The sequence below is a fragment of the Thalassospira sp. genome, from assembly GCF_002709775.1.
GTDB lineage: Bacteria > Pseudomonadota > Alphaproteobacteria > Rhodospirillales > Thalassospiraceae > Thalassospira.
Window position 1 is genome coordinate 116025 of record NZ_PAQR01000034.1, and the last position, 15153, is coordinate 131177.

18 protein-coding genes are annotated in these 15153 nt (G+C 56.5%); 3 read left to right on the top strand and 15 right to left on the bottom strand.

Features of this window, described 5'->3' with window-relative positions; genetic code table 11:
* Nucleotides 1-80 precede the first annotated feature (80 nt).
* Nucleotides 81-905: a dienelactone hydrolase family protein gene (locus CMO10_RS13075; RefSeq protein ID WP_297022885.1), complete on the bottom strand. Its 825-nt coding sequence runs from the start codon at nt 903-905 to the stop codon at nt 81-83.
* A 285-nt stretch (nt 906-1190) separates the two neighbouring features.
* Here CMO10_RS13075 and CMO10_RS13080 point away from each other — a divergent pair, with 285 nt between their 5' ends.
* On the top strand, nt 1191-1805 hold the full coding sequence (locus CMO10_RS13080) for an HAD family hydrolase (RefSeq protein WP_297022888.1): 615 nt from the start codon (nt 1191-1193) through the stop codon (nt 1803-1805).
* Here the strand turns inward: CMO10_RS13080 and CMO10_RS13085 are convergent, their stop codons facing one another.
* Both CMO10_RS13085 and CMO10_RS13090 read right to left on the bottom strand, forming a co-directional pair.
* Complete coding sequence (locus tag CMO10_RS13085) at nt 1806-2279, bottom strand: SRPBCC domain-containing protein (RefSeq protein ID WP_297022890.1); 474 nt, start codon at nt 2277-2279, stop codon at nt 1806-1808. It abuts the gene before it with no gap.
* Entirely contained in the window at nt 2266-2964 is a 699-nt protein-coding gene (locus tag CMO10_RS13090) for an HAD-IA family hydrolase (protein WP_297022893.1), read from the bottom strand. The genes CMO10_RS13085 and CMO10_RS13090 overlap by 14 nt, the downstream gene beginning before the upstream one ends.
* 231 nt (nt 2965-3195) lie before the next feature.
* Between CMO10_RS13090 and CMO10_RS13095 the strand changes: the two genes are divergently transcribed.
* Nucleotides 3196-3456: a hypothetical protein gene (locus CMO10_RS13095; RefSeq protein WP_044828441.1), complete on the top strand. Its 261-nt coding sequence runs from the start codon at nt 3196-3198 to the stop codon at nt 3454-3456.
* 93 nt (nt 3457-3549) lie between these two features.
* Here CMO10_RS13095 and CMO10_RS13100 read toward each other — a convergent pair whose 3' ends face one another.
* The 5 genes from CMO10_RS13100 to CMO10_RS13120 all read right to left on the bottom strand — a co-directional run bounded on the left by CMO10_RS13100 (nt 3550) and on the right by CMO10_RS13120 (nt 8080).
* Nucleotides 3550-4653 (bottom strand): RluA family pseudouridine synthase, encoded by a 1104-nt coding sequence (locus CMO10_RS13100; RefSeq protein WP_297022897.1) that lies wholly within the window; start codon nt 4651-4653, stop codon nt 3550-3552.
* Nucleotides 4650-5042: a fluoride efflux transporter CrcB gene (gene crcB, locus CMO10_RS13105; RefSeq protein WP_297022900.1), complete on the bottom strand. Its 393-nt coding sequence runs from the start codon at nt 5040-5042 to the stop codon at nt 4650-4652. Before crcB ends, CMO10_RS13100 begins: the two co-directional genes overlap by 4 nt.
* A 189-nt stretch (nt 5043-5231) precedes the next feature.
* Nucleotides 5232-5759: a DUF1499 domain-containing protein gene (locus CMO10_RS13110; protein WP_297022901.1), complete on the bottom strand. Its 528-nt coding sequence runs from the start codon at nt 5757-5759 to the stop codon at nt 5232-5234.
* A gap of 225 nt (nt 5760-5984) precedes the next feature.
* Nucleotides 5985-6590: an FMN-dependent NADH-azoreductase gene (locus CMO10_RS13115; RefSeq protein ID WP_297022903.1), complete on the bottom strand. Its 606-nt coding sequence runs from the start codon at nt 6588-6590 to the stop codon at nt 5985-5987.
* A 179-nt stretch (nt 6591-6769) separates the two neighbouring features.
* Nucleotides 6770-8080, bottom strand: a complete 1311-nt coding sequence (locus tag CMO10_RS13120) for a replication-associated recombination protein A (RefSeq protein ID WP_297022905.1) — start codon at nt 8078-8080, stop codon at nt 6770-6772.
* Between the two features lie 208 nt (nt 8081-8288).
* Here CMO10_RS13120 and CMO10_RS13125 point away from each other — a divergent pair, with 208 nt between their 5' ends.
* The gene (locus tag CMO10_RS13125) at nt 8289-9503 is read left to right on the top strand and encodes an MFS transporter (RefSeq protein ID WP_297022907.1); all 1215 of its coding nucleotides are present in this window, start codon (nt 8289-8291) and stop codon (nt 9501-9503) included.
* A 68-nt stretch (nt 9504-9571) separates the two neighbouring features.
* Here CMO10_RS13125 and CMO10_RS13130 read toward each other — a convergent pair whose 3' ends face one another.
* The 7 genes from CMO10_RS13130 to CMO10_RS13160 form a co-directional block, all read right to left on the bottom strand.
* Nucleotides 9572-11029, bottom strand: coding sequence for a DegQ family serine endoprotease (locus CMO10_RS13130; RefSeq protein ID WP_297022910.1), 1458 nt, complete (start codon nt 11027-11029; stop codon nt 9572-9574).
* A 188-nt stretch (nt 11030-11217) separates the two neighbouring features.
* Nucleotides 11218-11649 (bottom strand): 50S ribosomal protein L17, encoded by a 432-nt coding sequence (rplQ, locus tag CMO10_RS13135; RefSeq protein ID WP_297022912.1) that lies wholly within the window; start codon nt 11647-11649, stop codon nt 11218-11220.
* 196 nt (nt 11650-11845) lie between these two features.
* Nucleotides 11846-12862 (bottom strand): DNA-directed RNA polymerase subunit alpha, encoded by a 1017-nt coding sequence (locus CMO10_RS13140; RefSeq protein ID WP_008892197.1) that lies wholly within the window; start codon nt 12860-12862, stop codon nt 11846-11848.
* A 122-nt stretch (nt 12863-12984) separates the two neighbouring features.
* On the bottom strand, nt 12985-13377 hold the full coding sequence (rpsK, locus tag CMO10_RS13145; RefSeq protein ID WP_044828432.1) for a 30S ribosomal protein S11: 393 nt from the start codon (nt 13375-13377) through the stop codon (nt 12985-12987).
* A 15-nt stretch (nt 13378-13392) separates the two neighbouring features.
* Complete coding sequence (gene rpsM, locus CMO10_RS13150; RefSeq protein WP_008892195.1) at nt 13393-13761, bottom strand: 30S ribosomal protein S13; 369 nt, start codon at nt 13759-13761, stop codon at nt 13393-13395.
* Between the two features lie 119 nt (nt 13762-13880).
* Nucleotides 13881-14525: an adenylate kinase gene (locus CMO10_RS13155; protein ID WP_044828431.1), complete on the bottom strand. Its 645-nt coding sequence runs from the start codon at nt 14523-14525 to the stop codon at nt 13881-13883.
* 30 nt (nt 14526-14555) lie between these two features.
* On the bottom strand, nt 14556-15153 hold a 598-nt coding region (locus tag CMO10_RS13160; protein ID WP_297022920.1), incomplete at its 5' end, for a preprotein translocase subunit SecY.

Here is a 15153-nt window from a genome sequence, read left to right on the forward strand (position 1 = left end):
GCGAACTCAATCATCAGACAAATAAAAAGGCCGGGGAAAACCCCGGCCTTTTTCGTCAGACTATTCGTTCGTGGCGATGATCAGCTGAGATGTTCGTTAAAGAAGGCCATGGTGCGATCCCAGGACAGCATGGCGTCTTCGCTGTCATAGCGGCCACCGGTCGGGTTGGCGAAGGCGTGATCGGCCTCATACCAGAAGAACTCGTAATCGGTTTTGCCAGCAACGCGGAGCGATTGTTCGAACCCGTCGACCATTTCCTTGTTGATGCTTTTATCAAGGGTGCCGAAATGGCCCATGATCGGCGCATTCAGCGTTGCAACCTGTTCCGGGGTCTTTTTGACGTTGCCGTAATAGATCACAGCCGCATCGACATCGGTTGCAAGTGCTGTATTGAGCGACCAGCCACCACCAAAGCACCAGCCGACCGAGCCGACCTTGCCGGTTGAATTCTTGTGATTTCGAAGGAATTCGACCGAGGACTGCAGTTTGCGGGTTGCCACTACCGGATCCATCGACGACATCAGCGCACGCGCCCCGTCCGGGGTGGTTGCCGGCGGCTCACCGTAAAGATCAACGGCAAGCGCGATATAGCCCTGCTTGGCATATTCAGCCGCAACCGCACGAATATGGTCATTAAGGCCCCACCATTCATGGATCAGAATGACAGTCGGTGCCGGAAGCGTGTGCGGCATGGCAATTTCGGCAACCATTTCCTCGCCTTCGGGCGTGGTGATGGTTACTTTATCAAGCCCGTGACCGGCAGCATGGGCCAGCATCGGGTCGGCAAGAATAACGGCCAAAGGCAGGGCAGCAGCGCCCTTTAGAAACAGTCTGCGTTGTTCGTCGGTCGCCTTGGGCGGCGGGCCGAGATGTTCGTGGGAACCACATCCATCTAGCGTACACATGTTCAAGCCTCCTCTTTATTCCTGAATTCGGGTTTGTCCCGTATCAACATCATTTGCGAGCAAACGTGGTGTTGGCAAATGACATTACCGTCATCTGGACCGCCATCTTACACCGAACGCCCGCGCCTGCACTTTGTTCAGGTCTCTTTACGGTGGCGGTTGTGACAAGGATCATAGCATTATTCTGTCACGCAACTGCTGCTTGCGCGCGGGGCGACCACCTGATTTAAGGGAGCGCCACGGGATAAAGCCCGATACCCCGCCACCAAGGAAGACGGAGACAACATGCGCGATATCGAAACGGTTCTGTTTGATCTTGGCGGGGTGCTTGTTGATTGGAACCCGCGTTATCTGTATCGCAAGATCTTCAAGGATCAAGCCGAGATGGAGCGGTTTCTGGCTGAGGTCTGCCATCCGCATTGGAACCATCTGCATGATCAGGGGATGCTGAGCTTTGCCAATTCCATCCCCGACCTTCAGCATCGCTATCCGCATTATAACGACCAGATAGCCGCATGGCAGGAACGCTGGCCGGAAATGCTGGGCGGGGCGATTGAGCGCACGGTCGCCGTTCTGGAAGATCTGAAAAAGCGTGAAAAAGTGCGCCTGTTTGCCCTGACCAACTGGTCGGCGGAAACATGGCCGCATGCGTTGGAGCGCTTTGGCTTTCTAGATCACTTTGAAGGCATTCTGGTCTCGGGGCAGGAAAAGCTCGCCAAGCCTGATCCCAGGATTTTTGATCTGGCGATTTCGCGGTTTGACCTTAATCCGCGCGAAACCCTGTTTATCGATGACAGCGATCGCAATATTCAGCAAGCGCGCGAACTGGGCTTTATCACCCACTGGTTCCGCGACCCGGTCAAATTGCAGCGTGAACTGATCGAATATCGGCTGTTCTGATTAGCGTTTTTGGCGCAGGTAATTGCCAAAGCATTCGCCAAAGGCAAATTCCCAGCCCTTGAGGTAGCCTTCGCGCAGGGCCGGTGCGATATCACCGACATTTTCCCATGCCTTGTGCTCAAGGCGGATCACACAGCGGCCAAAGTCGTTCAGATCAAACGATACCTCGACCAAGGTGAAATCGCCCGCATTCCAGCCCGGATGCCAGGTAAAGGACAGATGTTCGCCCGGTTGCCAGCTTCTGACACGGCCCCAGGGGATATCATCCTTGCCCTTGGCGCGCTCGATGATTTCGCCGCCGACACCCGGGTTGAATTCGACCGTTTTGCAGTCTTTCTTCGAGATAGAATGGGTCTCGGTCGGCCACCAGTCGCCAAAGCCCGATGTGAAGGCCTCAAAGGCGTCATCGGGATCGACGGCCAGGGTCAGCTCAAAGCGGATCGGCGCAAGATCGGGGTTCTTAAGCGGCGTCACGGTTAATGTCCCAAATTTCATCAAGGGCAGCCGCCAGTTCATCAAAATGGCTGATGACGGCATGCGCACCGGATTTATGCAGCGTATCGACATCATGATAGCCCCAATCAACCCCGATGGCGATCATGCCAGCTGCGCGGCCCATTTCGATATCATAGCTGGTATCGCCAACAATCACCGCATTGGGCGCATCGACACCGGTTTCCTCAAGGGCTGCGACCAGCATCGCCGGATTGGGCTTTGACGGATGATTATCGCAGGTCTGAAGGGTGACAAACCGGCCTTCGAGCTCGTTACGGGCCAGAACCGCATCAAGCCCCCGGCGCGCCTTGCCGGTCGCGACACCGCTGAGCCATTGGCGGCTGTCAAGTTCGGCCAGCACCTCGCGCACGCCCGGAAATAGCGGCTCATGGAAATCAGGCGTCTGGCGCAGGGTAAAGAACGCGGTTTTATAAGCCGCGGTGACGGCTTCAATGATGTCATCGTCGACCCGTGCCGGGCTTGCCAGTTTGGTGATCGCTTCGGGCAGGCTCAGACCAATGATCGTGCGCGTGTTTTCCAGTCCCGGGCAGTCGAGCCCGTGCTGCGCGAAGGCATGATCCATGCAATGTGCAATGGCGTGCTGGCTATCAACAAGCGTGCCGTCGCAGTCAAAAATCACAAGTCTCAGCGGATCATTGGTCATGTGGGGTCTTTCATCGTCAATTTTGGAAAGCGGAGACTAATCGAAAGCAGATCAAAGATCGAGTCTCCCCCGGTTGAAATGGAGGACGATTTTTGTGCTTTGCGGGAAGGGCAAGAAACTACAAGTGAATTTTGTATTACTTTTTATGCGTCCGCATGCGCGCTATAATTGAATTCTGGCCCACAGAGCACTGGCTGCTAATGACAGGCTCTCTGCGACAGGAGGCAGACCATGCTTACACTTCGCGACTGCATCGACTTCAGCGACCTCACCGAGGAGGAAGTGCTTGCTATTGCTGAATGTGAGCATATTCCACTCGTCACCGCCCTTGAGGAGGGTGAGTGCATGGTGCACACAAAACACGGCCGCAAACAGCTTGCCGTGATGATCAAGGGCCAGGCCGAAATGTGTGAACGCATGGGCAACAAGGTTCACGCCGAACAGCTGAACCGGGTCTATGACACCTTCATCAAGCGTTTCGACAACCGATAAACCCAGTTCTGTTTCAACGCCGTTTGATCAGGAGGACGAAAAAGCCGACGCAGTGCGTCGGCTTTTCGGTTTTTGATGCGCGGTCCATACGGCTTACTTCTTGCGCGAACGCGACGGCTTTGCCTTTGGCTTGGGCTTTTCTTCCTTTTCGCGGTGAATTTCCGGGGTCAGGAATTTCGTCGGCGTTTTGGGATCGAAATTGAGCTTCTTAAGCGTTTCGGCGAAATGTTCAGGCACAGGAGCCTCGATCACGACACGCTGGCCGGTGACCGGGTGCGGGAAATCAATCGCACGTGCATGCAGATGCATCTGGTTGGAAAGACCATCGATAAAGGCCTTTGACCCGCCATATTTGCCGTCACCGAGGATCGAGCATTCAATCGCCTCGCAATGAACACGCAGCTGGTGGGTACGACCGGTCAGTGGTGACAGGGCAAGCCAAGCGGCCTTGCGCCCGGCGCGATGGAGCTGACGGAAGACGGACTGCGCCGATTTGCCAAGCTTCTCGTCGATTACCATTTTCTCCCCACCCTTGCCGGCAATTTTGGCAAGCGGCGCGTCAATCATGCCTTCGCGTTCGGCCGGTGCGCCGGTGACAATCGCCCAGTAAAGCTTACGGGTCGATTTATCCTTGAACGCCTTGGTCAGGGCATGGGCGGCACTGGCAGAACGGGCCAGCAGCAAGACACCACTGGTGTCCTTATCGAGACGGTGAACCAGCTTCGGGCGTTCCTTGCTATCAAGTTTCAGCGCATCGAGCATGCCATCGACATGGACATTGGTGTTCGTGCCGCCCTGCACGGCAAGACCGGCGGGCTTGTTGATGGCAAGGACCAGCTCGTCATAGAAAATGACGGAATCGCGAAGCGCTTGCAGCTCTGCCTCGGACGCATCGGACTTGGCGGGGCCTGCCTGTTTGCGTTGCTGAACCTCGGCCGGGTTATAGCCAGAACCATCTTCAGCCCAAGGACCGGTGCCGCCACCGGACATGACCGGTGCGGGTGGCACGCGGATTTCCTGGCCCGGTTCGACACGCTGATTGGCCTTGGCACGTTTGCCATCGACACGGATCTGACCGCCACGCAGGAATTTCTGGACCTGACCAAATGTGAATTCGGGACAGTTGCGCTTGAACCAGCGATCGAGCCGAATATCGGCTTCGTCTGCCTTGACCTTGCGCAGAGTGACACCACTCATTGCAGAACACCCCTTACCAGCGCGATTGCGCCAAACAATGCCGAAATGCCGACCACCACGGAAATACCAACATAGAGGGCCGCCAGCCCCATATTGCCCCGTTCATACAAGGTCGCAACATCCAGCGAGAACGTCGAAAAAGTCGTAAACGCCCCCAGAAAACCGGTCACAAGGAGTGCGCGCGTTTCCAGGCCCATGGAGAGTTTCAGGGCGGAAACTTCGATCAGCACCCCCATCAGGAACGATCCGACGACATTGACCGTAAGCGTTCCCCAGGGAAATCCAGTGCCCATCACCGAGCCCATCATGACGGACACACTGTGACGCGCAACGGCACCAATGGCACCGCCCAAGGCAATGGATGCGATTAACAACGGTGAAAATTGCATGGCGCGGAACCTATTCCCTCAGTCCTGAAATGTCACGTGTGAATACGGCATGGGGCCATGGCAATAACGAAGAGCGATGTCATTGGCCCTGCCCGCCCGAATACTCCAAGCATAACCCATTGGCATCAAACACCAAGGGGCACGGATGATCAATGTTATTGGCGCCGACCCAGGACCGCTTACGACCGCTTATGATCCTTGGCCCATACGGCTCACGACATCGGCCAGCCAGGCGCGCGTGCGTTTTTCGTTTTGCCCGACATCGTCGACACCATAGACGGATTTGGCGAACAGACAGAATGACACGTTATTGCCAGCATCTGCACCAGTGCCCGTTTCAGGCAGGATCAGCTCGATCTCGACCCAGTCGGGGAAGCGAAACACCAGCGTGCGGGCAAGGAAATAAAGCCGACCGGCTTCACCGCCCGCAACGTCCGACATCAATTCCATGCCGTGATCGGGCGCTGTTTCAATCAGCACTTCGGTGAGGGCCGCGACCGATGCATTGAAGCTTGGGCTTTGCATGGCGCGATCAGTTTGCGGCAAGCGGTCCGCCGGACAGGCGAGGAAGAAATTGCGTGCCTTGGGAAGATCGGCATCCCGTCCGAAGGTGACATTGGGCGGATCACCGGCGGGCAGCATATGATCAATCAGTCCAGTAAAGCGGACCGTTACAAATATCCCTGCCAGTACCAGCAGTCCCCAGATTGCAAACATCGCCAGCCGTTTCAATGATACCACCTGCCTTGCCTGCACCGGTCAGACGCGGTGTCTGCCAGTGTGTCTGAGACACCATAGACCAAACAGGGCAGAATCAAAATGCCCGACCGGATTACCAGTCGGGCATTTCGGGATACAAACCCGTTAATCAGCGAACCAAGGGGGGGGGAAGTACGGAAATTCGCCAATCACCGGGATTGTATTGAGGGAACTTTCGAGGTCTTAGGCAGCAACCGGAAGCGGCGCTGCTTCGACATTTGCCAGTGCGCGGGCCATGGCTTCTTCGGCATTGACCGCAAAGCCGGAGGCTTCGACAACTTCGACGTCACTGATACCAACGAAACCAAGCACCTGTTTCAGATACGGGGTCGCGAAGTCGGCCGGGCTGTTGACCGGAACGCCGCCAGTGGCCGCCACGATATAGGCCTTCTTGCCCGAAAGCAGGCCAACCGGGCCGTTTTCGGTGTATTTAAAGGTCACGCCGACACGGGCGATCAGATCAACCCAGGCCTTAAGCGTGGATGGGATGGAGAAGTTGTACATCGGCGCGCCGATGACAACGATGTCGGCGTTCTGAAGTTCAGCCACCATCTTGTCAGAAGCGGCAATGATGTCCTTCTGAGCGTTTGAGCGTTCTTCGGCCGGGGTGTAATAGGCGCCGACGGTTTCGCCGGTAAGTGCTGTGATGACGGCGTCATTGGTATCACGTTCAACAACATTGGCCGACGGGTTAGCAGCAACAATGCGGTCAATCAGCTTCGATGCGATCTGACGGGAGTTCGAATTCTCACCGTTCACAGATGCACTGACATGCAAAATGTTGGTCATGGGTAGTCTCCAAGTCCGGGTTTGTTTGTTGCCCTGAACTTACGCCTGCCCGACCGATCTGTTTATCCCGAAACTTTTCATCAGATTGTTTCCAATATACGACCTATATCAAAACCAATTGAATTTCGGTTGCGCGAGACGAAACAAAGACATCTACCAGATGCAGCACGCCCAAAGGGTTACTCGCCGCGTTTTTTCTGACGTTCCGCGCGCAGGCGGTCGAAATATTCGACGCGTTTTTTAAGATCGCGCTCAAACCCGCGTTCGACCGGTTCATAGAAGTTCTGACGACGCATGCCTTCGGGGAAGTAGTTCTGCCCGGAAAAACCATCTTCCTGATCATGGTCATAGGCGTAGCCCGTGCCATAGCCGATATCCTTCATCAGCTTGGTCGGCGCATTGAGGATATGGGCGGGCGGCATCAGCGATCCGGTATCGCGCGCGATCTTGAGCGACTTTTTATAAGCCGCGTAGCCGGCATTGGATTTTGGCGCAAGTGCGAGATAAATCACCGCCTGTGCCAAGGCCAGTTCGCCTTCGGGACTGCCGAGGCGTTCATAGGATTCCCAGGCGCCGATGCAGAATTGCTGGGCTTGCGGATCGGCAAGGCCGATATCCTCGACCGCCATACGGGTCAAGCGGCGGGCGACGAATTTCGGGTCCTCGCCCCCGGCCAGCATGCGGTTAAACCAATAAAGGGCAGCATCCGGATCAGAACCGCGAATGGATTTATGCAGCGCGCTGATCAGGTTGTAATGGCTGTCATCGCCCTTGTCATAGATCGGCATGCGCTTTTGCACGGTGCGGGCAAGTTCCGCGACACCAAGTGGACCATCATCATCACTGGGCGGCAGGGAAAAGAGTTCCTCGGCCAGATTAAGGCAATAGCGCCCATCCCCATCGGCCATGGCGCGCAGGGTTTCACGTGCCTCGGGCGTGACGGGCAGATCAAAGCCCATTTCCTTTTCCGCACGCACCAGAAGTTCTTCAAGCCCCTGATCATCAAGACGCTTGAGCACCAGTACCTGACAACGCGACAGGAGTGCGGCATTCAGTTCAAAGGACGGGTTTTCGGTGGTCGCCCCAATCAGGGTGATGGTACCGTCTTCGACATAAGGCAGGAAGCTGTCTTGCTGTGCCTTGTTAAACCGGTGGATCTCGTCAATGAACAAAAGCGTCGCCCCGCCGGTCGAACGGCGGGCACGGGCGCGTTCAAACACCTTGCGAAGGTCCGCTACCCCGGAAAAGATCGCTGAAAGTGGCTCAAACGCCATGTCGGCAACATCGGCCATCAGACGGGCCAGTGTCGTCTTGCCACAGCCCGGCGGCCCCCACAGCACGACCGAGGGCACCCGGCCGGTCTTGATCATGCGGGTGATCGGGCCATCATCGCCAAACAGATGATTTTGCCCGACAACCTCATCGAGCTTGGCGGGGCGCAATCTGTCGGCCAAAGGGCGCGTGACCTGACTTTCAAACAGGGAAACCATGGAGCGACATCGTGATGTTGAACGGGTTGGGGCGACGTTGGCGAAACGTAACACGCAGATGACATTGATGACAGACGAAACATCGTTGATTGACGCCCTGAAACGCGCGGCATAGCTTTCAGGCTTATTCCCGATCAAACAACAAAAAGAACCCGTTTGTGACGCCCGTTCCTGCCTGCCTGATCTGCCTTCATTGCCGGGGCCTGACATGACATCGCCCGGCACACCGGCCAAATTGCCGATCGTAATCGGATTGGGCACGGGTCAAACCCTTGCATTCGGCACTACACTTTATCTGCCGGCCATTCTGGCAGAGCCGATGGCGATCGAGCTTGGCATTCCGCCGGGCTGGGCATTCGGGGCCTTTTCACTCGCGCTGATTTTTGCCGCCCTGCTCGGCCCCAAGGCCGGGGCGCGGATTGATCAGTTTGGCGGGCGCACTGTGCTGGCGGTATCCAGCCTGATCTTTGCGGCCGGTCTTGCGCTGCTCGGCACGGCTGACAGCCTGACCATGATGTGTGTGGCCTGGTGTGTGATCGGGGTTGGCATGTCGATGGGACTTTATGAGTCGGCCTTTGCCACACTCAGCTGGATTTACGGCCATGATGCGCGTGGACCGATTACCGGCATCACCCTGATTGCCGGATTTGCCAGTACGATCTGCTGGCCAATTACCGCCGGGTTAGAAGCCGAGTTTGACTGGCGTATGGTGTGCTATTTCTGGGCGGTGATGCATATCGTTCTGGGCTTGCCGCTTAATCTGTTTTTGATCCCGCGCACCCGATCCGCCGACAAAACGACGGGAGAGGACGAAACACCTAAGACCTCCCCTGCCCTGACCAAACTTTCACGGCAGGATATCTTCAACATGCCGATGATCCTGCTGGCCATCGTGTTTGCGGCCAGCTGGTTTACCGCGACCGCCATGGCGGCACATTTGCCCCGCTTGCTTCAGATTTCGGGCATGGACGCGGCGGGTGCGCTGATCGCGGCATCGCTGGTTGGGCCGGCACAGGTTGCAGGGCGGCTGGCCGAATTCGGGTTGCTTAAAAAGATGCATCCGCTGATTTCATCGAGGCTTTCGGCCCTGACCCATCCGGTGGGGGCAGTGTTGCTTTTGATCTTTGGCGGGCCCGTCGGGATGCTGTTTACCAGCCTGCACGGGATCGGCAACGGCATCCTGACCATCGCCAAGGGAACATTGCCGCTGGCGACCTTTGGTCCGGCGGGATATGGCGCACGGCAAGGCTATATCATGGCGCCATCGCGCTTTGCACAGGCGGCTGCGCCGTTTGTCTTCGGGCTTCTGATTGATGATTACGGGCAGTATGCGATCTTGCTGACCATCGGGTTGGGGCTTGTGACCTTTGTCGCGCTGATGATGCTCCGTCATCGGCCATACGGGATAGGCGAGAGCGCCTGATCCGCCAAAGAAAAAGGCGTGCTACCGGTTGGCGCACGCCTTTTCGACTAAGCCGGTATCGCCTGATCTTAGAGGGTGAAGTCACCCGTCAGGACCTTGCCATCGCGTTTGACGGCGATCTTCCAGTCGCGGCTGCTTTCACCGGCGCGAATAACTTCCTTGAAGCGCGCGACCGAGGTAATCGGTTCGCCATTGACCTCGACAATATAGTCGCCAGCCTGCAGGCGGGTACGGCGCGCAAGGCTGTCGCGTGCGACGGCCAAGACCATCACACCTTCGCTGAGCGTATCGATGCCCAGTTCGTCGGCCAATGCCGGGTTCATATTGGCGATCTTGGTCCCGCTGAACGGATTGCGGCCATCAATGATGCTTTCATCGCGTGCGGGCAGTTCCGGGGCGACTTCAAGCGGCATGGCAAGGGCGGTTTCCGTTCCACGGCGCAGAACCGACAGATTTGCCTCGCCATTCAGCTCAAGCGTCGCGATGCGGAATTTAAGTTCGTTCGGGTTATCGACCGCAAGACCATTGACGGCAACGACCACGTCACCCGATTGCAGGCCACCACGCGCGGCCGGGCTGCCTTCACGGACCTTGTTGATCAGAACACCATGCGGGCGATCCAGTTCAAGCGAGGACGCCAGATCGGCTGTCACCGCCTGCCCGGCAGCACCCAGCCATGGACGACGCAGATCACCACTGATCAGACCGCGCATCACCACCTTGACCATATTGGCCGGAACGGCAAAGCCGATACCGTTTGATCCGCCGGACTTGGTGAAGATCGCCGAGTTCACGCCAATCAGGTTGCCATCGATATCGACAAGCGCCCCGCCGGAGTTGCCCGGGTTAATCGCCGCATCGGTCTGAATGAAGGATTGATAGTCCTGACCAGTGACACCGGCACGTGCAAGGGCCGAGACAATACCGCTGGTCACGGTCTGCCCGACGCCAAACGGGTTGCCGATGGCAAGCACAAGGTCGCCGACCTCAACCGCATCAGAGTCGCCAAACGGGATGGCGGGTAGTTCCTGATCCACAGCGCGCAGTTTCAGGACCGCAAGATCGGTGCGTTCGTCCGATCCCACCAGATCGGCATCGAATTCGCGGTTGTCATGCAAGACGACGCGGATCTCGCTTGCCCCATCGATGACGTGATGGTTGGTCACAATCGTACCGTCGCCCGAGACAATCACGCCGGACCCCAGCGAACGTTCAACCCGCTGACGTGGCGCACCAAAGGCCCCGCCGAAACGATCCCCAAAGAACTGCTTGAAGAACGGGTCATTGAAGAACGGGGTTCGCTGGCGTTGCTCGACCACCTTTTTGGTGTAGATGTTAACGACCGCGGGTGCTGTTTGCTTGACCAATGGCGAAAGCGACATCTTGATTTCCGTCTGGCTCGACGGCAGTCGCCGATCCAGAGTGGTTTCATCGCTTTGGGCATGGGCCAGATTGGTTGGGCCGGACACAGCCGCCATTGCGATTACGGCAAAGGCGACAGTTTTCGTAATCCATTTTGCCTGCACGTCAGACTCTCTTTTTTCGGGTTGCAGCGACCGGTGCGGGAACCGGCAATGGCAGAACATCAATTAGGAAAATTAGGACTGCCGCGCAACCTTGGCGGAAATATGAACTTTTTGAAATTTAGCCAAAAGAAAACGGGCGACACCGGATGGCATCGCCCGTTTCTGTTTCTTAAAGGCCGAAACGTTGCTTATTCAGCAACTGCTTCTTCGCCTTCGCCCTCTGCTTCGAGGCGAGCACGGTCTTCCGCGCCTTTTGCATCGGCGTTGCGATCAACAAGTTCGATCACAGCAACCGGAGCCGCATCGCCGTAACGGAAGCCAGCCTTGAGAACGCGGCTGTAACCACCAGCACGCTCTTTGTAGCGGTCAGCGATTTCGCCGAACAGCTTGGCTACGACTTTGTCGTCACGCAGGATCGAAATGGCCTGACGGCGTGCATGCAGGTCGCCCCGCTTGCCCAGCGTAATCAGTTTTTCGACATACGGGCGAAGATCCTTGGCCTTCGGAAGAGTGGTTTTGATCTGCTCGTGGGTGAGCAGCGAAACTGCCATGTTGGCAAACATCGCCTTACGATGGGACGAAGTACGATTAAGCTTACGGCCTTGCATACCGTGACGCATGGTAACTCTCCTTAATAGCCTGGCTTCGCTCACGAAACCGATTGTAAAACCGCGCCGCCACCCTGAACACTTTGTCGAAAGGTCAGGTCATGCACGTGCGGTGTGGGCAACAAGCCCGCCGGATGCCCAAACAACTGGGTTCTCCGGTTTGGAACATGAATGTTCCGATCTCGGCCCGAAGGCCGAAGACCCGTTCTTAGAACGGATCTTCGAACTTGCGAGCAAGTTCTTCGATGTTTTCCGGCGGCCAACCGCCGACTTCCATACCGAGATGCAGACCCATCTGAGCCAGAACATCCTTGATTTCGTTCAGCGACTTACGGCCGAAGTTCGGCGTACGGAGCATTTCTGCTTCGGTCTTCTGAACAAGATCACCGATATAGATGATGTTGTCGTTCTTCAGGCAGTTTGCCGAACGGACCGACAGTTCAAGCTCGTCAACCTTACGAAGAAGGTTACGGTTGAACGGCAGTTCGTCTTCTTTCTTCTCTTCGACAACCGCTTCCGGTTCTTCGAAGTTGACGAACAGCGACAGCTGGTCCTGGAGGATACGGGCAGCAAGCGCAACCGAATCTTCCGGGGTCAGCGCACCGTTGGTTTCAACGGTCAGCGACAGCTTGTCAAAGTCGGTATCCTGACCAACACGGGTGTTTTCCACCTTGTAGGCCACTTTACGGATCGGGCTGAAGATCGCATCGATCGGAATAAGACCGATCGGCGCATCCGAAGAGCTGTGCGAGCTGGCTGCAACATAGCCTTTACCGTTATCAACGGTGAATTCGATGTTGAGCGTAGCACCATCATCAAGATGGCAAAGCTCGAGATCCGGGTTGAGGATTTCGATATCCGCACCGGTTTCGATCTGACCTGCGGTGACGGCACCAGGGCCGGTCGCCTTCAGAGCCATTTTCTTCGGACCTTCAGCATGCATACGCACGCCCATGGTCTTGATGTTCAGGATGATGTCGGTGACATCTTCACGCACACCCGGGATCGACGAAAATTCGTGCAATACACCGTCGATCTGGATCGCAGTAACTGCCGAACCCTGGAGCGACGACAGCAGAATGCGACGCAGCGCGTTACCCAGGGTCTGACCAAAACCGCGCTCCAGCGGTTCTGCCACGATCGTACCAATACGGCTGGCATCAGTACCCGGAGTAACATCAAGCTTCGTCGGCTTAATCAGTTCCTGCCAGTTCTTTTGAATCACGAGACCCACCTTCGCAACTGGAGCCTATGGAAATGAGGGCAACATATTGCCCCCACGAGAAACGCGAAGAGGCCCGGTCATCCCGGGCCCAAACGCGGGGTCGTCCGCAAGGATCGACGCGATTAGACGCGACGACGTTTACGCGGACGGCAACCGTTGTGCGGAATCGGCGTTACGTCTTTGATCGACGTAATGGTGAAACCGACAGCCTGAAGCGCACGCAGTGCAGATTCACGTCCCGAACCCGGGCCTTTAACCTGTACTTCGAGGGTTTTCATGCCGTGTTCAGCAGCTTTTTTACCTGCATCTTCGGCAGCCATCTGTGCAGCATACGGAGTCGATTTACGCGAACCGCGGAAACCCATACCACCAGCGGTCGACCAGGAAATGGTGTTACCCTGAACGTCGGTGATGGTGATCATGGTGTTGTTGAAGGTCGCGTTTACGTGCGCGATACCGTTCGTAATGTTCTTGCGCTCGCGGCGACGCACGCGAGTCTGAGGAGCTTTCGCCATTGTCGTTCCCCTACCTTACTTCTTCTTGCCAGCAATCGGCTTAGCCGGGCCCTTACGGGTGCGAGCGTTGGTGTGGGTACGCTGACCGCGTACCGGGAGACCGCGACGATGACGCAGGCCGCGATAGCTGCCCAGGTCCATCAGACGTTTAATGTTCATTGCGGTTTCACGACGGAGGTCGCCTTCGACGGTGTAATCAGCGTCGATAACTTCACGAACCTTCAGAACCTGGTCATCAGAAAGCTGATGAACGCGGGTTGCGGATTCGATTCCGACCTTTGCGCAAATTTCTTTGGCTTTAGCCGGGCCAATACCGGTGATGTAGGTAAGCGCAATCACGACGCGCTTCGCGGTCGGGATGTTTACGCCAGCAATACGAGCCACTATGTGAACTCCTGTTTCCTGTTAACAAACCCAGGGGCAGATCCGGTAGGGTAGGACGCTGCAAAAGCGGGCCAGCATTACTGCCAACCCGCCAGCAAAAAAACGCCCTGCCCGGGAAATTACCCCAGGATGGCTTCAATCTCGCGCGTAACTTCGTCGATTTCAGCCATCCCGTCAACTGTTTTCAGCTTACCGACCTTTTCATAGTAAGGAATGATCGGTGCTGTCTGCTTGTGATAAGCTTCCAGTCGCGAGGTGACCGTCTCGGCGGTGTCGTCCGCACGGCGTTTAAATTCGGTGCTGCCACAAACGTCACAGACACCTTCCTTGGCGGGTTTCTGGAACTCGTCATGGTAGCCCTGCCCGCATTTCGCACAGGTATAGCGACCGACAACACGGGCCACCAACGCTGCATCATCAACACGCAGTTCAATCACGTAATCAAGTGCCAGTCCCTTGGATTCCAGCATGTCGTCCAGAGCTTCTGCCTGGGCGGTCGTGCGCGGGAACCCGTCCAGAATGAAACCACCCTTGGTGTCATCCTGGTCAAGTCTTTCAGAAATCAGACCGATCATCAGATCGTCGGATACGAGCTGACCCGCATCCATGACTTCCTTTGCCTTCTGCCCCAGTTCGGTTCCGGCAGCAACCGCTGCACGGAGCATGTCGCCCGTCGAGAGCTGGATCATGCCGCGTCCCGTTTCGAGACGCTTGGCCTGGGTACCTTTCCCTGCGCCGGGAGGGCCAAGAAGGATAATGTTCATCGTCTTCCCCCTGAATGCGGTGGTCGCTCTTTAACGGCGGCGACCACGCAGTTTGGATTTCTTGATCAGGCCTTCATACTGATGAGCCAGCATATGAGACTGAATCTGCGCAACGGTATCCATGGTTACCGTGACAACGATCAGGAGGCTAGTCCCACCAAAGTAGAAGGGAACAGACCATTCCGCGATCAGCAGTTCCGGCAGGATACAGACGAATGCGAGATAAGCTGCACCGATAACCGTCAGACGGGTCAGAATGAAATCCAGATAGTTGGCTGTATTTTTACCCGGACGGATGCCCGGAATAAAGCCACCATGTTTCTTCAGGTTGTCTGCCGTATCTTCCGGGTTGAAAACAACCGCGGTGTAGAAGAAGGCAAAGAAGACAATCAGGCCGATGTAAAGCGCAATGTAAAGCGGCTGGCCACGACCAAGCAGTGCGGTCGCAGTCGTCAGCCATTCCGGTGCATTACCACCAGCAGTGAACTGGGCAACCGACAGCGGCATCAGCAGCAGTGAGCTTGCGAAAATCGGCGGAATAACACCGGCAGTGTTGATCTTGAGCGGCAGGTGCGAGCTCTGACCTTCCATGACCTTCATGCCGACCTGGCGTTTCGGGTACTGGATC